Annotated in this window: 23 protein-coding genes and 1 tRNA gene; 16 read left to right on the plus strand and 8 right to left on the minus strand. The window is 31.3% G+C overall.

The annotated features are described in order from the left end of the window. Positions 1-14: 14 nt before the first annotated feature. Positions 15-719: a phage tail family protein gene (locus tag J3U20_RS01325; protein ID WP_160543324.1), complete on the minus strand. Its 705-nt coding sequence runs from the start codon at positions 717-719 to the stop codon at positions 15-17. 124 nt (positions 720-843) lie between these two features. Here J3U20_RS01325 and J3U20_RS01330 point away from each other — a divergent pair, with 124 nt between their 5' ends. The 8 genes from J3U20_RS01330 (at position 844) to J3U20_RS01365 (ending at position 6,262) form a co-directional block, all read left to right on the plus strand. Then, positions 844-1,320 (plus strand): hypothetical protein, encoded by a 477-nt coding sequence (locus J3U20_RS01330; RefSeq protein ID WP_160543325.1) that lies wholly within the window; start codon positions 844-846, stop codon positions 1,318-1,320. A gap of 6 nt (positions 1,321-1,326) precedes the next feature. Continuing rightward, a complete protein-coding gene (locus tag J3U20_RS01335; protein WP_160543326.1) occupies positions 1,327-2,766 on the plus strand; it encodes a phage head spike fiber domain-containing protein in 1,440 nt (479 codons plus the stop codon). Between the two features lie 7 nt (positions 2,767-2,773). After that, positions 2,774-3,634, plus strand: a complete 861-nt coding sequence (locus J3U20_RS01340; RefSeq protein WP_160543327.1) for a hypothetical protein — start codon at positions 2,774-2,776, stop codon at positions 3,632-3,634. A 36-nt stretch (positions 3,635-3,670) separates the two neighbouring features. Continuing rightward, on the plus strand, positions 3,671-4,081 hold the full coding sequence (locus tag J3U20_RS01345; RefSeq protein ID WP_160543328.1) for a hypothetical protein: 411 nt from the start codon (positions 3,671-3,673) through the stop codon (positions 4,079-4,081). Between the two features lie 160 nt (positions 4,082-4,241). Further along, positions 4,242-4,472: a hypothetical protein gene (locus J3U20_RS01350; protein ID WP_160555778.1), complete on the plus strand. Its 231-nt coding sequence runs from the start codon at positions 4,242-4,244 to the stop codon at positions 4,470-4,472. Positions 4,473-4,475: 3 nt separating this feature from the next. Next, entirely contained in the window at positions 4,476-4,916 is a 441-nt protein-coding gene (locus J3U20_RS01355) for a M15 family metallopeptidase (protein ID WP_160543330.1), read from the plus strand. Positions 4,917-4,920: 4 nt separating this feature from the next. Then, complete coding sequence (locus J3U20_RS01360; protein ID WP_160543331.1) at positions 4,921-5,490, plus strand: hypothetical protein; 570 nt, start codon at positions 4,921-4,923, stop codon at positions 5,488-5,490. 322 nt (positions 5,491-5,812) lie between these two features. Then, a complete protein-coding gene (locus J3U20_RS01365; protein ID WP_160543332.1) occupies positions 5,813-6,262 on the plus strand; it encodes a hypothetical protein in 450 nt (149 codons plus the stop codon). A gap of 12 nt (positions 6,263-6,274) precedes the next feature. Here J3U20_RS01365 and J3U20_RS01370 read toward each other — a convergent pair whose 3' ends face one another. The 3 genes from J3U20_RS01370 to J3U20_RS01380 all read right to left on the minus strand — a co-directional run bounded on the left by J3U20_RS01370 (position 6,275) and on the right by J3U20_RS01380 (position 9,638). Beyond that, a complete protein-coding gene (locus J3U20_RS01370; RefSeq protein WP_160578724.1) occupies positions 6,275-7,402 on the minus strand; it encodes a site-specific integrase in 1,128 nt (375 codons plus the stop codon). A 155-nt stretch (positions 7,403-7,557) separates the two neighbouring features. Then, positions 7,558-7,644: transfer RNA gene (locus tag J3U20_RS01375), tRNA-Ser, on the minus strand. 239 nt (positions 7,645-7,883) lie between these two features. Further along, positions 7,884-9,638: an AMP-dependent synthetase/ligase gene (locus J3U20_RS01380; RefSeq protein ID WP_160542076.1), complete on the minus strand. Its 1,755-nt coding sequence runs from the start codon at positions 9,636-9,638 to the stop codon at positions 7,884-7,886. A gap of 173 nt (positions 9,639-9,811) precedes the next feature. On the opposite strand from J3U20_RS01380, the gene J3U20_RS01385 reads away from it, so the two are divergent. The 5 genes from J3U20_RS01385 to J3U20_RS01405 all read left to right on the plus strand — a co-directional run bounded on the left by J3U20_RS01385 (position 9,812) and on the right by J3U20_RS01405 (position 16,045). Further along, the gene (locus J3U20_RS01385) at positions 9,812-11,323 is read left to right on the plus strand and encodes a GH3 auxin-responsive promoter family protein (protein ID WP_160542077.1); all 1,512 of its coding nucleotides are present in this window, start codon (positions 9,812-9,814) and stop codon (positions 11,321-11,323) included. A gap of 19 nt (positions 11,324-11,342) precedes the next feature. After that, positions 11,343-11,735, plus strand: a complete 393-nt coding sequence (locus tag J3U20_RS01390) for a hypothetical protein (RefSeq protein ID WP_160542078.1) — start codon at positions 11,343-11,345, stop codon at positions 11,733-11,735. 227 nt (positions 11,736-11,962) lie between these two features. Then, a complete protein-coding gene (locus tag J3U20_RS01395) occupies positions 11,963-13,240 on the plus strand; it encodes a replication-associated recombination protein A (protein WP_185149850.1) in 1,278 nt (425 codons plus the stop codon). 204 nt (positions 13,241-13,444) lie between these two features. Then, complete coding sequence (gene uvrC, locus J3U20_RS01400) at positions 13,445-15,232, plus strand: excinuclease ABC subunit UvrC (RefSeq protein WP_160542080.1); 1,788 nt, start codon at positions 13,445-13,447, stop codon at positions 15,230-15,232. A gap of 108 nt (positions 15,233-15,340) precedes the next feature. After that, complete coding sequence (locus tag J3U20_RS01405) at positions 15,341-16,045, plus strand: DUF4197 family protein (protein ID WP_160542081.1); 705 nt, start codon at positions 15,341-15,343, stop codon at positions 16,043-16,045. Between the two features lie 177 nt (positions 16,046-16,222). On the opposite strand, the gene htpG is transcribed toward J3U20_RS01405, so the two are convergent. Beyond that, entirely contained in the window at positions 16,223-18,106 is a 1,884-nt protein-coding gene (gene htpG / locus J3U20_RS01410; RefSeq protein ID WP_160542082.1) for a molecular chaperone HtpG, read from the minus strand. A 280-nt stretch (positions 18,107-18,386) separates the two neighbouring features. Between htpG and J3U20_RS01415 the strand changes: the two genes are divergently transcribed. Further along, a complete protein-coding gene (locus tag J3U20_RS01415) occupies positions 18,387-18,833 on the plus strand; it encodes a GNAT family N-acetyltransferase (protein WP_160542083.1) in 447 nt (148 codons plus the stop codon). Positions 18,834-19,165: 332 nt separating this feature from the next. After that, positions 19,166-20,647, plus strand: coding sequence for an amino acid permease (locus tag J3U20_RS01420; protein ID WP_160542084.1), 1,482 nt, complete (start codon positions 19,166-19,168; stop codon positions 20,645-20,647). A gap of 69 nt (positions 20,648-20,716) precedes the next feature. Here J3U20_RS01420 and J3U20_RS01425 read toward each other — a convergent pair whose 3' ends face one another. Further along, on the minus strand, positions 20,717-21,604 hold the full coding sequence (locus J3U20_RS01425) for a nucleoside phosphorylase (RefSeq protein WP_160542085.1): 888 nt from the start codon (positions 21,602-21,604) through the stop codon (positions 20,717-20,719). 40 nt (positions 21,605-21,644) lie between these two features. Continuing rightward, on the minus strand, positions 21,645-21,983 hold the full coding sequence (locus J3U20_RS01430; protein ID WP_160542086.1) for a translation initiation factor: 339 nt from the start codon (positions 21,981-21,983) through the stop codon (positions 21,645-21,647). Positions 21,984-22,160: 177 nt separating this feature from the next. Between J3U20_RS01430 and J3U20_RS01435 the strand changes: the two genes are divergently transcribed. Then, entirely contained in the window at positions 22,161-22,673 is a 513-nt protein-coding gene (locus J3U20_RS01435; protein ID WP_160542087.1) for a GNAT family N-acetyltransferase, read from the plus strand. Positions 22,674-22,797: 124 nt separating this feature from the next. Here J3U20_RS01435 and J3U20_RS01440 read toward each other — a convergent pair whose 3' ends face one another. Then, positions 22,798-23,397, minus strand: a complete 600-nt coding sequence (locus tag J3U20_RS01440) for a nitroreductase family protein (RefSeq protein WP_160542088.1) — start codon at positions 23,395-23,397, stop codon at positions 22,798-22,800. Between the last annotated feature and the right edge of the window lie 63 nt (positions 23,398-23,460).

A 23,460-nucleotide genomic window follows, 5' to 3' on the forward strand; every position in this document is an offset into this window, starting at 1 on the left:
ACTATTTTTTCTTATTAGATTCCACGGGTTAACAGTATACAATCATCAGGGTAGGGAAAATAGAGTGCATTAACCCCTTTATTACAAGTTAAAATAATATATCCCCGATTTTTTAAATTATTTGATGCGTTGAGATAAACGGTTAGTTGATCATTTCCTTCACTTAATGCTACATCTTTTCGCACTGACATGATCTCTTCTTTTATGGTGTATAGAGTTATAAAGGTATTTTTCTGAATACTGTTAAAATTAAATTTAACTTCTCTAGTTTCCGGTTTAACGGCATATGTCAATTTCATGGGTTCGGGCTCTGTAAATTCAAGAGTAAACGTTGAAAAAAATGTTCCATTACGCCATTTTTTTGTATGGTTTATTTCTCCTGAAAGATATACTGCATATACAAGCGGTTTTGAATAAGGGAACTCAATAACCAAACTTACTAGTCCTTTACTATAACTACTTAAAAACAATTTATTTAATTGTTGAGACTTTGAAATAAAATCTTCTTCATTGTTGCATTTCATATAGCAATTAAGTTTAATTATCCTCGCTTCAAAAACTCTGTTAGCTAAATCGACTTCGATACCGTGTTCATCCGGCCAATTGGCTGTTAAAAGCTCTTTAGGTTTAGGCATATCCGTTAGTCCGAAAGACTGAGAAACTACAATACCCAAGTCTTTGCAATTAATGCCATTAAATTTATATGTGATAGAATACATGTTATATATTTTATTCAAAAATATTTCAATCAAAAATTCAGGGAGGTTATTGTTAAAGATGATTACTAAATAATTACTATACACGATAATAAATCGTTTTTCTTAGAATTATTTTTGAGAAAAAATGCACGAATTTAATTCATACGAAGAAGAGGAGCTTAAAAAATCTCATTTTCAATTTAAAAATAAGAATGAGAAATATAAGTTACCGTATCCTAAAAGATACAAAGCCGTAAAGATAACAGGGAGTGGATCTAATCATGAATTTGTTGAAAAAATCAAAGTGTATTCTATTGATTACCCCAATGAAACCCTGGTAATTGGTGGTATAGATGAAATCATGGTAAATAAAAAAATCTTTACAGACTTACAAAATCTTTTAGAAGAATTAAATAAAATACTTTTTAAAAAAGGAGGTGGGAGGGTAAGTGAAAACAACGGAACTGCAGCAAGCGGAACGTTGGCAGAATTAAGAGCCGGAGTGTCCACAACCTCTGTTTTATGGTCTCCTTTAGTGCTTTCAACCTGGTTAAATGAAACCATTAATTATCAAGAGGAAGATCCCTTAAAAATATATCAAGAAGAATTATTAAAAAAATAAAAAACTATGAGCTTATTAAATCTCTCCGAATGGCTTAAACAAGCCAATGAAACCTTTAGACTAATAGGTAATAACTCTAAAAAAGTAAATGAAACTCTTAACAACAAAGTAGACAAAGAAGCAGGTAAAGGCCTTTCAGAGCAAAACTTTACCAAACAAGAAAAAGACAAACTAAAAGGACTTTCCAATAAATATTTAGGAACTTACGCTTCCTTTGAAGCCTTGTGTGCGGCTTATCCCGAAACCGAAACCAACGCCCAAAAGTGGAACCCATCTAAAGAAGGAGGATTTTATGCCGATGTAGACGAAGGAAAAGGAAAAAAAGTATCTCGTTACATTTGGGACACTAACGATTTTGCATGGACCAAACAGGCGGGAACATCTGCCGCATTAACAGCGTCCCAAATAAAGGAAATGTACGAGTCCAATGCAAATACCAATGCCTTTACCGATAAAGAAAAACAAACGGTAAACACGGTAGAAAAAGAAATCGAAAATCTAAAAAATGTCAGAATCGGAACAAGAAATTTACTGTATGCAGGAAAATGCGAAAAAGAAAAATTATTTGGATCAATAGCAGATAACGGATCCGTTTCTACTTCCACAGATACTATTTATACTGACTTTATAGAAGTTAAAGATTACAAAAAAGTAACCGTTAAAGTATGGGAAAAACCCCTTACCGGTTATGCCTCCCTTGCCTTTTTCGATAAAGATAAAAAATTTATCAAAAAAGTAGATTTCAACGGGAATACCTATACAGAAAGCACTGTTGATATCCCTGCAAATACTCTTTATTTACGAATATCAACCCCGCGTCCTTTAACGAAAAAAGGAAAATACAAAGTTGAATTTGGAGACAAAGCAACCGATTATACCCCTGCACCGGAGGACATGGAAATCCAAAAACAAGAAGAAATAAATATAGGTGCGGTTAATTTATTAAAAAACTCAACCAATTATAAAAATTGGAGCAATAGAAATGCGGCACAAATAACCGATGAAAAATATTTAGATGCAACGGTTTATAAGGTTATACGTGATTATTCGGCCATGTCATACCAGAAAAAAAACATACAAGGACTGAAAAAAGGCGTGGATTATACCTTTTCATTCTATTGTAAAACCATAGAAGATACCTCCAAAATGGACGGCGAATTATACGTTTACGGGGCCACAAACAGCGGGTCGAAAATTGTAGACATTAATAAACTCACCCAAGAATGGCAACGATTTTCTATAACGGTTAAATTCGATAACAGTGCGAACAATGATCCGTTATTTCGTGTAGAATCAAGAGTTAACGTTACTTCAGGGATCCTTTTTGCCGCCTTGCAGCTTGAAGAAGGCAATCGGGCCACAAGTTATGCTCCTTCCTATCAAGACTTTGTACTTGATTTCCAAACAGAAGATCCACTAAATGTTTATCAAGAAGCCTTAAAATAATTACCTTATGCAGACCTTTGCACTAAAACCTTTTGCAAACCGATTATTAGAAACTCTTAAACAAATAGCATATGATATTAAAGCGGTTAAAAATGTTCGTATAGGAGGAAAAAACCTTTGGTATGAAAAAAAATGTGAAAACGAGGATTTAACCGGTACTATAGGAGAAACCGGAGAAATTATACGCGTTTGGGGTACATTAGTAACAAATTATATTGAGTTTGAAGATTACGGCGCAATAACCGTTAAATTTTGGGATCCATGCGAAACAAAAAATCCGATTATTGCCTTTTATGATAAAGACAAAAAAATTATCGATCGTATAGAAATCAAAGGATATAGATATTCAGTATTTACCTATAAAAGACCAACAGAAGCTTTTTATCTTAGAATAGCAGCTCCACGCTCGTATAAGTATAAATTCGAGTTTGGAGAAAAGGCAACCGATTATACTCCCGCCCCTGAAGATTACCCATACATAAATCAAAAAAATTATGGCAAAGAAACTCTCAACTGGAATTTTCATCCGAAAACCAACGTAACTTCTTTTTTAGCTGTAAAACAAGGAAATTTGGTCGTAATCACGGCAACCATAGACATTGACGACACCGAAGAAACTGAGGTAATAACTTTATTTAAAGTCCCTGAAGAATTGAAAGGCAAGACCGATGTAAACCAATTAATAAATGTCGTTAGAAAGGGGACGGTCATGGGAAACAGAAGTACCCTCAGAGAGCTGGATTATTACTGTTGGGATGGTAGCGTAACTATTTCTAATACTGAATTCGAAGGAGTATATGACTCCTTTAACGATTTCAAAAACAGCAAAGTACAAATAACGTTAACATATCCCTGCTTAAAAATTTAGATACCGCCCGTAAGTAATTGAGAGAAAATAAATTAAATGAAAGAAATAATAGATAAAATAATATCTTTCGGCGATTGGTTTATAACCAACGCTTTCAAAAAAGAATTTTTATTTCTGTTAGTATGCGCCTTAATGCTCATCCCCGCCTATATATTCCACGATGAGTTGGAAGATAAAAAAAGAGAAAAGATAGAATGCGACAAAAACAGAGAAGAGGAAAAAGACGAGTATTATTTAGAACTGAAGAAAAAAGATGAAAAATACGATGAACTGGAAAAAAAGTACATAGAACAAAACCAAAAATGTTATGAGAAATGGGTAGAATACTTAGGCGAAACCAAAAAAGAATATCACCATATAACCAAAGATATTCAAGATAACGAAAAAATAATTAGAGAAGCAAACGAAGCTATTTTAAGATTAAAAAAACTAAAAAAAGAAAAATAGTATGAAACTAAAAATTATCATATCGGCCCTTGTAGTACTCCTTTTTTGTTATTTACTCAAGCCTTACCCTTTAGAGTATAGGACGCATCACAGAAATACAGCAAGCAAGAAAAACCGCTTTGCTGTTTCTGAGTTGCCGAATATCGATTCCATAAAAACCATGACAAGCAAAAACGTAACGAGCATCAAAGCGAAAAGAAAACAATTATTGAATACGGAGGAAAGAAAAAACAAGGTACTAAACCAACTTAAAAACGAATTGGCCGTTGCGCAAAAAGAAATAGAAGAAGACAGTAAAAAGCAACAAGAAGCCGCCGTAGAAAATCTAGTAAAAAATCAAGACAAAGCCCATAAAAAAAGAACAAGAAAAAACAAAACATCAAAAAATTAGAATATGAATAAATTCAGTAGCAGGAGCTATAAAAACCTAAAAGATATACATCCGGACCTGGTAACCGTAATGGTTGTGGCCATACAAAACAGTCCTTACGATTTCACCATAACTCAAGGGCTGCGGTCCACTCAAGAACAAAAAGAACTTTTCGCACGGGGACGAACCAAGCAGGGCAAAATTATAACTTATGCCGATGGAGAGAAAAACAAGTCCAACCATCAAGCGAAGGCCGACGGTTACGGCTATGCGTTAGACTTATATCCTTATTACAATGGATCCGTACAAACAGGAGAAAAAGGAGAAGGACCGGAAGTACGAAAAAGATTAAAAGCCATAGCAGAACACATAAAAAAAACGTCCAAAGAATTAAATATTACAGTAGAATGGGGGGGCGATTGGAAGATGTGCGATGACCCTCATTTTGAGTTGAAAAAACCTTAAACCAATGAAATCTAAAGAAAAATTCATATTTACCGTTGGAATGCTCGTGATGATATTTGCCGCCTGTTATACGTCTTATAACGCCGGTAAAAGAAAAGTTATCACTAAAACACAGCAAAAAGAAATTAAAGTATCAGAAAAAAAGGTAAAAACCTACAAAAAAGAATACGACAGCCTACAGAAAGAATACGATAAGTTGGAGCAAGTAAAACAAGAAGTAAAAAAAATATACCTGAAAGGAAAAGAAAAAATTACTCTTATTACAGAAGAACGAATACAGCAATACAACGATACCCTTTGCCAAAAAGATGTCCAACAATTGAAAGAACAAGCGTATCAATGCGATAGTTTAGTAGACATCCAAAACATTCAATTAGAAAAAAACAAACAGCAATTAAATTTGTCAAAACTAATTATCGATGAAAAAGACAAAGAAATAGGGATTTACAAGAATAAAAAAAGCAAAATAAAACCCGTTGGTATCGGTGTTTTTGGCGGCTATGGCACCGACTTTAAAAACGGATGGACTCCAACCGTTGGCGTTGGTATAAGCTATAATTTTATAAGGCTTTAAATTTTTATATTTTGTTTAAAATGAATAGTTTTCGCACAATTTAAAACATCTTTTTCTTGGCTAAAAATATATTTATTTATATATTTGAAATAGATTTATGATATGAATGTATTTGAAGTATAAATAACTTTTATTCTTCTTAATTAAAATAAAGCCTAATTTCAATAATTTAGGCTTTTCTTTTTTATGATGTCATAAATGGAATATGCTAATTCTTAATATTTTTATTAAAGATTATTTTGAAAAATTTAGCGCTACAACTTTAAATATTTAAAAATCAAATAAATATATTTTTATCTTTGTATTACTTTTCATTTAAAACATGAATATATTAGTTACAAATTATGATAAGATGGAACTTACCTATATACAAAACAAGGGATATTTAAAAAAAGAAGACATAGAATTTTTAAAAATATTTAAAAATATAGTTGTTAATCCTGAATTTCTAGACTTTAAAATAAAAATAATTATTTTTCTAAATTCTTTAGAAGATCAAGAGTATTCAAAAGATAAAAAGAATATAAATGAAGTAATTAAAATCCAAAATAAAGAATTTTTAAAAGCTTATGATCAATTTAATGATACATCAAAAAAACTTACAATCTTAAGTACTTATAATCTTTCCGTTTTAATTTTTATTAGTAAGCTTTTTTTTAAATTCCTGGTTAGAAATGGTTTTTCCAGTCTAAAGGTGAATTATAAAAAAATTGTATCAGAAATTAAAAATGTTTTAAATAATAAAGATATTCTTCTTTCAAAATGTGAGTAATTAATTAATTTATCACTCTATCAATTTTTTCATATCATCAACCACTTTTTTACCCATCATTTTAGCGTAGTGTTGTGTCTGTTTTAAATTGGAATGGCCTAAAGCTCTGCTCACTGTTTCAATAGGAATACTTTTATTAAGTAAATACGTGGCAAAAGTATGACGAGCAACGTGACTGGTAAGTTTTTTAGTAAGTCCGACATATTCACCAACTATTTTTAAATAATCATTATATTTTTGATTGCTTATTTTAGGTAGTTTATAATCAAATTTTTTTAACACTCTTTCGGCTTCCGGTAAAAGTAATGATATAAAACTTTCATCGGTCTTTTTTCTATTAGACCGAATAACTTTATACCCGTCCAGTTCAACGATATATTCACTATTGAATAGTTGAGTGTCAGCATATGACATACCGGTATAACATTGAAATAAGAATAACTCTCTGACTCTGTCAATTTTAGGGTTGTCAAATTCAAATAAATAAATACAGTCAATTTCATCAGGAGTTAAAAATACAGGCTTCTTAGACTTACCTTTTGAAATTTTAAATAAATCGTAGGGATTAGATTTACAAAGTCCCCTTTTAATCGCCTCATTAATATATCCCTTAAACAAACTATGACGTTTGTAAAGAGTAGGGGAAGATTTAATAAACTGTCTTAAATACTCATCAAATTCTAATAAATTTTTGTAGGTTAAATCCGCAAATACTTTAATTTTTCCGAAATCTTTAAGTCTTCTCATAAACGATTTATTATATTCTATGACAGATAAAGACGGATCGCGCCGTTTTAATTCAGAATAAATAAATTCAACTATTGAATGGGTTAAAGATTCATCTTTATTCCAGTTTTTGGCATCTTCTAAGGAATTACAGTTTTCCGATAAAACAAATGCTTCAATATCTCTAAATATCCGATGAGCCTTAGCGGTTATAGCAGATGCATTAGGATGGTTCTTACAAGTAAATCCGTTTTTGGGTGTAAATTCAGTAGATTTTAATTTGATACCCGTTGGTATTAATATTCGTTTCGTAGATTTATCTTGTCTAACTTCAATATGCAAAGGCGCTACCGTTTTACCCTTTGCTATTTCATTTCGCCTATCAAAAACAAATCGTATACTTAAATTGTCCATATTACAAGTTGTAACAAAATTTTTGTTACAAATTTAAAAAAGTGTAACAAAAAATTGGCAGAATATGGCAGAATATGGCACAGGTGAAAAAACGTAAAAAAGGGCTATAAACCGCGTAAACACAAGAAAACCCGCTTAAATAGCGGGTTTATTAGCAGAGAGGATGGGATTCGAACCCACGATACGGTTACCCGTATACTACCTTTCCAGGGTAGCCTCTTCAACCACTCGAGCACCTCTCTGTTTAGTAGAGCGCAAATATAGAAATATTTTTAGATTGAACCAACTATAATATAATCTTTATTAAAATTAAATTTTATCGGGATGAACGTTTAAATTTATATTTCAATAAGCAATTAATAATATAGATATAAAACTCTAATTGGATCAATACTCTGTTTCTTATTATACTAATTATAAAATAAAAAACAACTAAGATTATCTTAGTTGTTTTTTTATAATAATAAGAATTTATTTACTATTAACTATACATATCATCGATTAGAAATTTAAATTTTTCCAATACAATTTTACGTCTAACTTTTAAAGTAGGAGTGATCTCACCTGAATCCATGTTAAAATCCATAGGAAGCAATTGAAATTTTTTAATTTTTTCAAATCCTGCTAAATGTTGCTGAATATGATTAATTCTCGCAGTGAACAAATCTTTTATTTTTTGATGAGATATAAGCTCCTCAAAAGAATTAAAATGAATATTTAAATTTTCTGCAAAATGTTTCAACGCTTCAAAATTAGGTACTAATAAGGCAGTTACATATGGTTTATTATCACCCACAACCACAGCTTTCTCAATATAATTATCATTGGTTAAAAGATTTTCAATCGGCTGCGGACAAATATATTTACCGTTAGACGTTTTCATTAAATCTTTAATGCGATCAATAATGACTAAATTACCGTTTTCGTCAAATTTTCCTGCATCACCGGTTTTGAACCATCCATCGGCAGTAAAAGCATCTTTAGTCTCTTTTTCCTTCTTATAATAACCTTTAAAAACCCCGTATCCTTTAATTAAAATTTCATTCTCATCGCCTATACGTATTTGTACTCCTGTCATGGGTTTACCAACAGAATTATACTCATAGTTTTTCAGAGGAAATGCTGCTACAGTCGCAGTAGTTTCAGTTAAGCCATATCCCACGCATAAATGAATTCCAATACAATCCAAAAATTCTGTTATTTCAGGACTAATCGAAGCTCCTCCCACAGGAATAAATCTAAGATTACCTCCCAATTGTTTCTTAACTTTTTTGAAAAACAGTGTATCAACGATTTTATACTTAAGGGCTAAAAACCAAGGGATTTTTTTGTCGTTTCTTTTTAGATTGGAGTATTTTTGACCAATTTTCAAAGAGGATGTAAATAATTTCTTTAAAAATTTGGGACTGCTTTGGATTTTTTCATTAACAGAAATATAAATCTTTTGGAAAAGGCGAGGAACCGAACACATGGTTGTTGGTTTCACTTCTAAAAGAAATTGTGATATTTCTCTAGGATTTTCACAAAAGCTCAGCTGTCCACCACTTGAAAGTACAAAAGAACTCCAACATTTTTCGAATACATGACTTAATGGTAAAAACACTAATGAATTTTCATTTTTAGGAGTAAAACCAAAGAAACTTTCATGAGCTTTACAAGCTTCGATAAAATTTCCGTGAGAAAGCATTACGCCTTTGGGTTCTCCGGTTGTTCCGGAAGTATATATTATAGAAGCTATATCATCTTTATCTTTAGAAACCACTTCACAGTCTGTTGACTGATCTTTAATCAAATCATAAAAATGATAGGAATATTTACTTTGTAATTCAATAAAATTCTTAGCAACTAAAATATGTTCAAGAGAAGTTCCTTTAGAATAGATCTTTAAACAATTCGTATATTGTTTTTCATTTCCGGCAAGAATAATTTTTACATTAGCATCATCTATGATGTATTCAGCTTGTTCAGAAGTTAGAGTAGCAAAAATCGGTACAGTAACAGCACCAATAGTAAGAATCGCTAAATCTAAAATCATCCATTGCGGCATATTATCAGCATATATGGCAATCTTGTCATCAGATTTAGCTCCTAAAGACTTTAGAGCATTGGCTGTCTGTTTAACTAAATTTGTAAACTCTAACCAAGTATACGATTTCCATTCATGATTTTCTTTAAAATTTAAGGCTACTTTAGAAGATAATACTTTATTATCAAGTATGATTTGCGAAAAATTCATATATAATTTTTTTTATCGAAATTTAGAATAAGATAAGCCTAAATCTCGAAATGTAAAGTTAAGAATAATATAATTCTTATGAAATTAAGGTATGTTAATTATTTCAAAAATTAGTTAATTTTTGGCTAGATTTAGTAATATATGTACTTTTATATCCTAAAATTAGTAAAGAAATGGTATCAGGAATTGTAAATACCTTTATCCAGTGGTATGTAAAGAAAAGGGTTAAGCAAATGGAAGTGTTCATTAATAATCCTGAAGATACCCAAAATGCCGTATTAACAGCTCTTTTATATAAGGCAAAAGATACCGAATACGGGAAAAAATATAAGTTTAATCAAATAACTTCATATAAGGATTTCAAAAATCAAGTTCCATTAGTACATTATGAAGATTTCGAACCTTATATAACGAGAGCAAGAAAAGGCGAAAAAAATGTTATATGGCCCGGAATAATTCAATGGTTTGCCAAATCATCCGGTACAACCAATGCTAAAAGTAAATTTATTCCAATTACAGAAGATAGCTTGCAAGAATGTCATTATAAGGCAGGAAAAGATTTATTTTCAATGTATGCTTTCCATAATCCAAATACAAAGATTTTTCAATGTAAAAATTTAAGGTTGGGAGGAACCCGAGAAAATTACGCCGGTTTCGATTCGAAATATGGAGATTTATCTGCCGTTTTAATAGATAATCTACCCTTTTGGGCAGAATGGAAAAGCACTCCAAATAAAGAAGTTTCTCTTTTAAAAGATTGGGAAATCAAATTACCGGCAATTGTGGAACAAGTCATTACGCAAGATGTGGGAAGTTTTACCGGAGTTCCCTCCTGGATGATGGTATTATTACGAAAAGTTTTGGAAGCTACAGATAAAAAATACATTGATGAAGTATGGCCGAATGTTGAATGTTTCTTTCATGGGGGAATAAGTTTTACTCCTTATGTTGAGCAGTATGCATCCATATTTTCCAAACCGATTAATTATTATGAAATTTATAATGCTTCCGAAGGGTATTTTGCCATGCAAGATACCAATGAAAGTAAAGATATGCTCTTAATGCTCGATTATGGTATATTTTATGAGTTTATACCTATGGATGAGTTTTATTCGGATAATCCGACAGTTATATCCATTGAAGATGTAAAGTTAGACACCAATTATGCATTGGTTATAACAACTAATGGCGGATTGTGGAGATACATTATAGGAGATACGGTAAAGTTTGTTTCTAAAAATCCGTATCGAATAAGAGTTACGGGAAGAACCAAATTTTATATTAATGCATTTGGTGAAGAATTGATGGTTGAAAATGCTGAAAAAGCCTTAAAAGAGGCGGAAAAAGAAACCCAAGCGATAATATCCGAATATACGGCCGGGCCGATATTTATGAAAGGAAAAGAAAAAGGTTCGCATGAGTGGATTATAGAATTTGCACGACAACCGAATTCTCTGGAAAAATTTACGGAAATTTTAGATAATGAATTGCAGAAATTAAATTCCGATTACGAAGCCAAAAGATATAATAATATGACATTAACAATGCCCAAAGTACATTCAGCAAGACCTCATCTTTTCTATGACTGGATGAAGCAAAGAGGTAAATTGGGTGGTCAAAATAAAATACCCCGTTTAGCTAATGACAGGGAATATTTGGATTCATTGCTGAACTTAAACCATTAATAATCTAAAAACTTTAATAATGAAACAATTTTTTTTAATTTTAGGAACTACTTTAAGTTTACTTGCCTGTTCATCTAAAAATAACACCCATTCGGTCATTGTAGGAAATGATGCAGACGAACACGGGTGTAAAAGATCTACCGGTTCTCAATGGTCGCAAATTAAAAGAGATTGCATTCAACCGTTTAGTGTAGGAATTAAATTAAAACCTGTTTCTACAACCTCTACTCAAGCAGCTTATATACTTGTAGATAAAGATCGTATAGAAATATTTTCATCAGAGATACCCGGTTCAGTGATAGCACAAAAGATAAATGATACTGAATGGAAAAATGGAAATTGGGTAGTAAAAAAAATTAATGATACGTATGAATTAGAAAAAGACGGCAAAACGCTTTACAAAAATAACTAATAAGGATATCTATTCAATATAATATTAGTTTACGAAAAATTATATGGTAAAACTACAGAAACTTTAGGTAACTCTATTTTTAATAAAGTAGGATATTTTTAAAAGTTTTAATTTCAAAACTATAAAGCATATATATACTTGAAAATGTGAAAATTTATTGCCTTTTATCCATATAATTTGAAAATAAATAATTACATTTAGAAACAGTATTAATAAATAAGAGGATGATCCAGTCACCTTTAGCAGAAAGAATGCGTCCGAAAACCCTTGAGGACTATCAATATCAAAATCATTTAATAGGAAAAGACGGTCCCATTAAACGAATGGTGGAAAGTGGAAATCTGGCTTCCATGATTTTTTGGGGTCCTCCGGGAACAGGAAAAACAACTCTCGCAGAAATAATAGCCCATGAATCTCAAAGAGACTATTATACACTTAGTGCGGTAAGCTCCGGAGTTAAAGAAGTAAGAGAAGTAATAGAAAAGGCTAAAAATCAAAATTTATTTACCGGAAAAAGTCCTATTTTGTTTATTGATGAAATCCACCGATTCAATAAGTCGCAGCAAGACAGTTTATTACAAGCCGTTGAGAAAGGATGGGTCGTATTAATCGGAGCAACCACGGAAAATCCCAGTTTTGAAGTTGTATCAGCACTATTATCCAGGTGTCAGGTATATACCCTTTATCACTTAGACAAAAAAGCGTTGTCCAATTTATTGCACAGAGCTATAACAGAAGATGAAATTTTGTCCCAAAAGAAAATAATCATAGATGAAGAAGAGGCCTTATTGCAATATTCAGGAGGCGATGCCAGAAAACTGTTAAACAGCTTGGATTTAGTTGTACAACAATTCAGTGATCAGGAGGAAATCCATATCAATAATGAAGAAATAAAAAAAGTCATTCAACAAAATATGGCTTTGTATGATAAAGGAGGAGAACAACATTACGATATCATTTCCGCCTTTATAAAGTCGATTCGAGGTTCAGATCCCAATGCAGCCGTATATTGGTTAGCCCGAATGCTGGATGGGGGAGAAGACATTAAATTTATAGCTCGAAGGATGGTTATTTCCGCTTCAGAAGATATAGGTATGGCCAATCCTACAGCTTTAATATTAGCAAATAATACCTTTCAAGCGGTAAATGTCATTGGAAATCCCGAAGCAAGAATTTTATTAAGTCAGTGTGCCATTTATTTAGCAACCTCTCCTAAATCAAATGCTTCCTATTTAGCAATAAATTCAGCCTTAGCATACGTTAAAGAAACAGGAAATTTGCCCGTTCCTTTACCAATAAGAAATGCACCCACTCAATTAATGAAAGAGCTGAATTACGGTTCAGGATATAAATATGCCCATGACTATCCGGGAAATTTTGTATATCAGGAATTTTTACCCGATCAAGCTTCTCATCAAAGTTTTTATCAACCCGGTAATAATCCGAGAGAAAACAAACTCAGAGATTATCTTAAAAATTTGTGGATGGATAAATACAATTTTTAATATGATCACAGAATTGACTAAAATTCAGTGATATAAAAGATGTAGTAAAAATAGAATAAATCTTCCTTTTAGACCTATTTTAAATTTTCCAACCTTGCCATTCAATAGCTGCAACTAAGATAAGAATCTTAGTTTGTCTCTATTTTTGAATCTTTAATTAATTTAGTTATACGTATTTTTGTATAGGAAATTTCAGTAACAGATATGTCATTAGAACTTCAGTTAAAAACATTACCTAAAAAACCGGGAATTTATCAGTTTTTTGATGAAAACCAGAAAATTTTATATGTTGGAAAAGCTAAAAACTTAAAAAAAAGGGTTTCATCCTATTTCAACAAAGAACATGTAGGTAAAACTAAAGTTTTAGTTTCAAAAATTAAAAATTTAAAAATTACGATTGTTGATACTGAATACGATGCCTTATTGTTGGAAAATAATCTGATTAAAGAATTTCAGCCGCGATATAATATTCGTTTAAAGGATGATAAAACCTATCCTTGCATATGCATTAAAAATGAACCCTTTCCAAGAGTTTTTTTAACCAGAAAACTAATAAAAGACGGTTCTGAATACTATGGACCCTATAGTTCCGTAGTAGTTGCCAAAGCACTGTTAGAGTTAATAAAAAGTATCTATCCCTTACGAAGTTGTAATTTAGATTTAACTCAAGAAAAAATAGAATCGCATAAATTTTCTGTTTGTCTGGAATATCATATCCATAATTGTTTAGGTCCCTGTGAGGAATATCAAACGCTTGAAGATTATTTAGAAAATATCAAAGAAATACGGGATATTATCAAAGGTAATATATCCGAGCCTTTAGCATCCTTACGAAAAAAAATGATGCAGTATTCTGATAAAATGGAATACGAAAAAGCACAGCAAATAAAAGAAAAATTAGATATTTTAGAAAAATATCAAGCGAAATCAACTGTTATTTCACCCACTATATCCAATGTGGATGTATTCGGTATTACTTCCGATGAATCGGCTGCTTATGTTAATTATTTTAAAATTGTAAAAGGTAGAATCATTCAATCCTATACAACTGAAATAAAAAAACAGTTGGATGAATCCGATGAAGAAATATTACAAAAAAGTATAATTGAAATACGAGAAAAATTCAATTCAGTATCTAAAATCATTTATATTCCTTTTCCTGTAGATATAAAAATACCGGATGTAAAATTATATATTCCTAAAATAGGGGATAAAAAGAAAATATTAGATTTATCTGAAAGAAATGCCAAAGAGTATAGGTTAGAAATGCTAAAACAGGTTAAAATTGTAGATCCCGAACGACATTCTAACCGAATTATGGCTGAAATGAAAACGCTTTTACATTTACCGGAAGAACCACGATTAATTGAAGGTTTTGATAATTCCAATATACAAGGAACCAATCCGGTTTCTGCCTGTGTTGTCTTCCGCAACGGCAGACCGAGTAAAAAAGAGTATCGTATTTTTAATGTTAAAACAGTAGAAGGACCTAATGACTTTGCTACTATGGAGGAGGTAATATATCGCAGATACAAAAGGCAATTAGAAGAAAATAACGAATTACCTCAACTTATACTAATTGACGGAGGAAAAGGTCAGTTAAGCTCTGCCTATAAATCATTGGAATTACTGGGATTGGCGGGAAAAATACCTATTATCGGAATCGCCAAACGGTTGGAAGAACTCTATTTTCCCCATGATTCCATCCCCTTATATTTGGATAAAACTTCAGAAACTCTAAAAGTGCTGCAAAAAGTTCGGGATGAAGCGCACAGATACGGAATAACCAGACACAGAAATAAAAGAAGTAAAAAAACATTCACGACTGAACTGGAAACAATACCCGGAATTGGAAAAAAAACCATTGAGATACTCTTAAATCACTTTAAATCCGTATCAGCCATAAGACAGGCTAGCGAAGATGAAATTCAAAAGCTTATTGGTGATAAAAGAACTTCAATAATTGTAAATTATTTTAAAACAGATAAATAAGATTTTCTAAACTTGTAAAAACTCGATAAAAAAGTTAATCGGATAAAATCGTTACTATAATTAAAAGATAATAGTATTTTTGCTTGTTATTTTTAATTATAAAAATTTATGAATTATACATTTTATTCTAAAATTGGATTGCTTTTTATTTTTATATTGAGTTTTCAACTATGTACCTGTCAAAAAAGATCAACCAATCATTTAGCCGCCTTACATGCCGTAAAAAAAATTTTAACTGCAAGTACCAATGAAAGTTTTTCCGTACTAAAAGATACAGGATCATTTCTGATCAATACAAAAATGGAAGAAGCCTTACCCGATGAACTTAAGGATATTAATACGAAACTCGAAACCTTAGGCTTATCCAGTATCGTTGAAAGTGAAAAGCAAAACATAGGAAAAGCAGCTCAATCTTCGGTTAATTTATTTAAGCCTATCATTAATACTGCAATTAAAGACATCACGCCTTTAGAAGCTGCTAAAATTATTGCAGGAGGAAAGGGAGCAGCCACTCAATTTTTGAAAAAGAAAACGGAAGCGAAACTTTTTGAAGCAATACAACCCGAGGTTGAAAATGAATTAAACAGCAGTGGAGTAACCGCATTGGTTAATTCTGCGTTAAACAACAAAACAATTCAAAATGCCTTAGCCATGATTACGGGAAACCCTGCTTCAACAACTGAAAACGGAGCTAATTCGATTGCAAAGTACGCAACTAGTCAAATTGTTAATGGATTTTTTCAAGTAGCAGAAGAATATGAAGTAAAAAATTCCAATCTTTCTACAGATCTTATTAAATCGTTAGTTAAATAAGCTAAAAAGAAAGTTATTTTTGAATTAAACAGTATCTATCACTTAATTTTAGTCATCCGGAAAAAATAAAGAAACGGTTAAAATAGAGGATTAGATAACTAAAACAAGTTTTATTAAAATAAAATTAAAAAAAGCCATTCTGATTAGAATGGCTTTTAATATATCAAAGATTATTTTTTACTTTATCATTTCGTAACTTCTCTTAATAAAATCAGTAAGATCTTTACCTTTTAGTATATTTTGAGAAAGTTTAGCTAAATCTAAAGCTTGTTTAATAATAGAAGCTTTTTCGTCTTTATTTTCCTTCTTTAAGATCTCGGAAGCAATAGGATTATTGGTATTAACGACAAGATTATAAGATTCAGGGAAATTACCCATCATGCCGTACATTCCACCGCCCACTTGTTGCATATCTTTCATTCTTCTCATAAATTCCGGCTGAGTCAAAATAAAAGGAGCGTCATCCTTACTTAAATTTTCTAACGAAATAGTATACGTTTTAGAATCTACATTTTCCTCAATTTCTTTTTTAAGAGTTTCTTTTTCTTCATCGGTTAAAACAGATACGGTGTTTTCGTCTTTCTTGATAAGATTGTTAATATGATCTGCATCTACTCGTACAAAAGAAATATTTTCTTTAGACGTTTCCAATTTTTGAATTAAATGAGGAACTATTGGAGAATCCAATAATAAAACTTCATAGCCTTTTTGTTTAGCCGTTTGAATGTATTGATCTTGCTCATCTAAATTGGTAGCATATAAGATCACTAATTTACCATCTTTGTCGGTTTGATGATCTTTAATCTTATCTTTTAACTCGTCGAACGTATAATATACATGATCTACCGTAGGATAAAGCGCGAATTTATCTGATTTTTCATAGAATTTTTCTTCGGAAATCATTCCGTATTCTATAACTATTTTAATATCATTCCATTTCTTTTCAAAATCCTCGCGGTTTTCATTAATTAAAGAAACCATCTTATCAGCCACTTTTTTAGTGATGTAAGAAGAAATTTTCTTAACAGCGCCGTCAGCTTGTAAATAAGAACGAGAAACGTTTAACGGAATATCGGGAGAATCAATAACCCCTCTCAATAACATTAAGAAATCGGGAACGATGCCTTTAACCTCATCGGTAACAAAAACTTGATTTTGATATAATTGGATTTTGTCTTTATCTAAATTCAGGTTATTGGCTAATTTAGGAAAAAATAAAATTCCGGTTAAATGAAACGGATAATCTACATTCAAATGAATGTAAAATAAAGGTTCATCAAATTGCATTGGATACAGCTCATGGTAAAATGCTTTGTAATCCTCATCTTTCAATTCAGAAGGAGACTTTGTCCATGCCGGATTAGGATTATTGATGATATCATCAACGATTACTTTTTCTGGTTTGGCATCTTTATCAGCACCCTCAGGTAGCGGTAACATTTCTTCCTTAGTTCCGAATTTAATCGGAATAGGCATGAATCGATTGTATTTTAACAGCAGCTCGCGAATTTTGTATTCTTCTAAAAATTCAGAAGAATCTTCGGCAATGTGTAAAATAATTTCAGTACCGCGATCTTTTTTATCCGCAGGACCTAAATCGAATTGAGGACTTCCGTCGCAAACCCATTGCACGGCCGGAGCATCTGTATAAGATTTAGTTATGATTTCCACTTTATCGGCAACCATAAAAGCAGAATAGAAGCCTAAACCGAAATGACCTATAATACCTTCTTTTTCAGCATCTTTGTGTTTAGAAATAAAGTCTTCAGCTCCGGAAAAAGCTACTTCATTAATATATTTTTGTACTTCTTCTTCTGTCATACCGATCCCTTGATCGATAATATGAAGGGTTTTATCTTCTTTGTTTATTTTAATTTCAATAATTGGACTGCCGTATTCAACATTAGCTTCTCCAATATTCGATAAATGTTTAAGTTTTAATGTAGCATCGGTAGCATTAGATACCAGCTCACGTAAAAATATTTCGTGATCGTTATATAAAAACTTTTTAATCAGTGGAAAAATATTTTCAACCGATACATTAATATTTCCTTTTGCCATATATTTTTTTGTTTTTTACGATTAATTAATGAAAATTAATTTTCAAAAGTCAAAAAAAGTACCAATGAAAATCTTATGACAAAATGACGGGAAACAAAGGTAAAAGGCTTATTAGCATTAGATGATTTTTATTTCCATTATTATAAAAGCATTTACAATTGAATTTACTATATACTATCCAATTTTTATTTTTCTGAAATAAGATAAATTCATCTTAATTTTTTATCTTTAATAGTTTAAATTAAAAATTATTATAAACTTAATTTTAAGTATAAACACAATGATAAGAAAAGCAGTTAAAGGAGATTGTAAAAGATTAATGGAATTAGTACAAGAATTAGCCGATTTTGAAAAAGCACCGAATGAAGTTACCGTAAATCTATCCCATTTTGAAGAAAGCGGATTTGGAGATCATCCCGTTTGGTGGGCGTTGGTCGCTGAAGATGAGAAATCTAAAACCATTATAGGTTTTGCTTTATACTATGTGCGATATTCGACATGGAAGGGACAACGCCTGTATCTTGAAGATCTGTATGTATGCCCCGATTGGAGAGGAAAAGGAATAGGAAGTCAACTTTTTGAGGCTGTAATTAAGGAAACTAAAGATCAACAATTAAACGGGATGGTATGGCAGGTATTGGAATGGAACGAAACGGCGATAGAATTTTATAAAAAGTATAATGCAAAATTTGATGCAGAATGGATCAATTGCAGTATCAATTTATAGTTTCAAGCGTTAAAAAATTTATCAATTGGTTTATTTTATACAGCAAAGTATATAATTAACATTTTTTTGTGTTGAATCTTTAGTTTTAGTTGTGATTTGGTAAAAAATCATTGTTAATTTAGGAATAGATTTATCGAAAATGTAAGATTTTAACAGATATATATCATTAAAAAAACAGTTATTTTTCGAATTTCATTATATTTGTAAAATTTATTAAATTCCGTATAAAATAAGATAAATTTTATCTGAAATTATGTATTATTTGAAAATAGAGCAAAAATAATTACAATTTGTTATACTAATACTAAATTACTAACTGTAAAGAATTAATTTTGAAGAATTTAAAGTCTGATAGAACAAAGAAAGAATTAAAAAGAGGATTATCTAATCGACATATACAACTTATCGCTTTAGGCGGCTCCATTGGTACCGGATTATTTTTAGGAATCGGACCGGCTGCTGTCATGGCAGGACCATCCGTTATTTTAGGTTATACCATTGCCGGATTTATAGCATTTATGATTATGAGGCAATTGGGAGAAATGGTGGTTGAAGAACCGGTATCGGGAAGTTTTAGTCATTTTGCCAACAAATACTGGGGACCTTTTGCAGGTTTTGCTTCCGGTTGGAACTATTGGTTGTTATACACGTTAGTAAGCATGACGGAATTAACCGCCATAGGAACGTATGTACATTTTTGGTGGCCGGAAATTCCATTATGGGTATCGAGTTTATTCTTTTTTGTGGTTATTAATTTAATTAACCTGGCTAATGTAAAGATTTACGGAGAAGCAGAATTTTGGTTTTCAATCATAAAAGTTATTGCAATCATAGCTATGATTGTTTTTGGAAGCTATCTTTTGATAAGCGGTTCGGGAGGCCCTAAAGCATCCATAACTAATTTATGGAATGACGGTGGTTTTTTTCCTAAGGGCTTATTTAATTCAGATGGAACAGGAGGTTATCAAGGGTTACTTGCCGCAATGGCTTTCATTATGTTTTCTTTCGGAGGGTTGGAGCTGATCGGGATCACTGCTTCTGAAGCAGAAAATCCTGAAGTAACTATCCCTAAAGCAACGAATCAGGTAATATACAGAATCCTTATTTTTTATACCGGAGCTTTACTGATCTTATTTTCACTTTCTCCGTGGAGAGAAATAACAACAGGAAGCAGTCCGTTTGTAACCGTTTTTGATACCCTTAACGGTTTTAGTTTTACATTATTAGGTCATACTTTTTATTTTACAAGCATCATTGCAAATGTTCTGAATGTGGTGGTTTTAACTGCAGCCCTATCTGTTTATAATAGCAGCGTGTACAGTAACAGCAGGATGTTATATGGTTTGTCCGTACAAGGAAATGCTCCTAAATTTTTATCGAAACTGAATGCCAATCATGTACCGGTAATGGCCATATTGGTTTCCGCCTTATTTGCTGCTGTTTGTGTTATTGTAAATAAAGTAATGCCGAAAGAAGCTCTCAATTATTTAATGTCGTTAGTAGTTTCTTCTCTAATCATCAATTGGATAATCATCAGTTTAACCCATTTTTATTTTAAAAGAAGTAAAAATAAAGATGGAGTGTTTAAAACTAAATTTCCTTCTTTATGGTTTCCGCTGGGAAATATTATTTGTTTGATATTCTTAGTTGGAATTTTACCCATTATGTGGTTTACCGGTATGGAATTATCTATTGAGCTGATTCCTGTATGGTTGTTTGTTCTGTATTTCTGTTATAGATTTCCTAAATATAAATGGATTTTATTAATTATATTTTTAGCCTATTTTCTCTGGAGAATTTACAGCATAATTTAGTGGGTTATTATATTTTCAACCATACAATGATTAAGAAAATAGATTTGGGTTCTAATTAATTTAAAAAAATTAATTAGAACTTGTAAGCTTTTCTAAAGCATATTGTATCATTTTATCTATAGAGGAATACGGATCTATACTAAAAGTACCTGTATAACGGTTAGCTACAATAGTATTTAATGATAAAGCACGATGACCCATCAATTGAGATAAACCGTAAATGGCTGAAGTTTCCATTTCAAAATTGGTAATTCTGTGATTTTTATATTCAAATCGATTAAGTTTTTCGTTCATCTTTTCATCATCTAAGTCCAAACGTAAAATTCTTCCCTGAGGACCGTAAAAACCAATAGCGGTTGCAGTGATACCGGCTCTGACGGCTGAATTTTCACACATAAGGTCCAGTAATTCTTGAGAGCCGTCTACAACATAAGGAGCTGCTCTTTTTTTATTCCAGTTGGTTTGCGATGTAAACGCTTCTGCAATTTCATTGGTGTAAAAATTTTCAGTATTTGCGTAAAAGCTCATTAAACCGTCAAATCCTAATCCTTTAGATGAGGCAACCATCGTATCTACCGGAATATCGGACTGTAAAGAGCCTGAGGTTCCTAATCGAACAAAAGTAAGTCGGGTAGGGGTAGATTTAATTTTCTTATTAACTAAGTCAATATTGGCAAGAGCATCCAACTCATTCAAAACGATATCAATATTATCGGTACCCATACCTGTGGATATTACAGTAAGCCTTTTTCCGTTAATTGTTCCCGTGTGAGTAACAATTTCTCGTTTTTGAGACGTAACTTCAACGGAATCGAAATATTGAGACACTTTAGGTACACGTCCCGGATCTCCAACCAGTATAATGGTATCTGCCAGCTCTTCGGGTTTGATATTGCAATGATAAATACTCCCGTCGGGATTTAATACTAATTCTGAATTTGATAATTTAGAAGCCATAGTTTGTAAAGCTAATTTTTTTTAATTTGATATCTATATTTTATCCGCCCACTCGTTTTACGGAAAATCCTTTTTCTTTTAAAATATCCATTATTTTATCTCGATAATTTCCCTGAATAACAATAATTCCGTCTTTGGCAGATCCACCAACACCTAATTGGGATTTTAGTTCTTTGGCAAGTTGTTTTAAATCTTCATCTGCTCCGTTATAATTTTCCAAGATAGTAACGGGCTTTCCATTTCTCCCTTTTTTTTCATATTTACAAATAATAGGTTCATCCTGCATAAATAATTCTTTTTCAGGGGTGGAAGATGATTCTTCAGGTTCTTCAAACTGATGATTCGGAAATAGTTTCTTAAGCTGATCTTGCAAATCCATGGTGTTGCTTTATATATACAATTACGAAATTAGTAATTTTTTATTGTAAGGAATAGGTTTTACTTACACATAGTTTGAAATTATTATAAGGAATTGTTTCAATTGATAAAAAATCTATATGATCGTGTATGAATAGTAATTTTAGTTTAATTTTGAATTTAAAAGAATTCAGGTAAAATGCTAGAGATACGAAAAATAAGTGAAAGAGATATAGAATCACTGGTTTATATAAGTTATAAAACGTTTGTTGAAACTTTTGGAAGTTCAAATACTCAAGAAAATATGGATCGTTATTTGGATGAACATGTAAATTCAGATCAATTGAAATCCGAGTTAGCTGATTCCAATTCTGAATTTTATTTTGCCGAAATCGATCAGAATCCTGTAGGTTATTTTAAAATTAATTTTGGAAAAGCTCAAACGGAAATTAAAGAAAATGAGGGAATGGAAATTGAACGGATATATGTTCTTAGGGATTTTCAAAAACAATTTATTGGACAAAAATTATTTAATCAAGCCATTGCCATAGCTAAAGAAAGAAATTGCACCTATGTTTGGTTAGGAGTTTGGGAGAAAAACACTAAAGCCATAAAATTTTATCAGAAAAATGGACTCAAGGTTTTTAATACGCATTTTTTTGTATTAGGAGAAGATAAGCAAACGGATCTTATGATGAAATTGGAATTTTAATATACGTATTTGATCAAGTATCATTTATTTAAAAAATATCTTGAATTAAATACGTTGAAGCATATAAACAAAAAAATACTATTTAAACATTAAATAGTATTTTTTTTAACTTTTTAATCTATTATTATATTGATTTTATAATCTTGTCCATTTCCAATCTGGATTTTGGAGTTTTAGAAGGTTGATTATTGTCATCCGGATTTCTATATCCAATGGCTACAGCAAAAAGGGTTATATAATCGTTGAGTTTCAATATTTCATTATATTTTTTAGGTTCAATTCCTTCCATAGGAGTACTGTCAATACCTAAGGCGGCACAGGCACTTAAAAAGAATCCTAAGGATAGATATACTTGTTTTTGAAACCAAGATTTTATTTCAAATTCTGATTGCGGTTTTAGTACTTGATTATAATAAACCATGCTTCCTTCAGGTAAATAGTTTGGCATTTCCTCTTCAAATTTTTTGACATTATCCAGGGCACTAAAAACTATAATATGGCTGCAATCTTTTATTTTTTGTGAATTAAATTCAGAAGCTTCCGCTAATTGATCTTTAAGTGACGGATCTGATATAAAATAAAATTTCCAAGGTTGGCTGTCGATGGAAGAGGGACTAAGCCTCAAGATTTCTTTTAATTTTTGAATATTCTCTTCAGATACTTTTTTAGTGGGATCGTATAATTTAGTAGTATACCTGGTTTTTGCTAATTCCAAAAAATCCATATTTTCTATTTTTAAAATTTAAATAATTATTAATTCTGATACTAAGTTATGAAGATATAACGA

The sequence above is a fragment of the Apibacter sp. B3919 genome, assembly GCF_026537405.1.
Taxonomy (GTDB): Bacteria; Bacteroidota; Bacteroidia; order Flavobacteriales; family Weeksellaceae; genus Apibacter.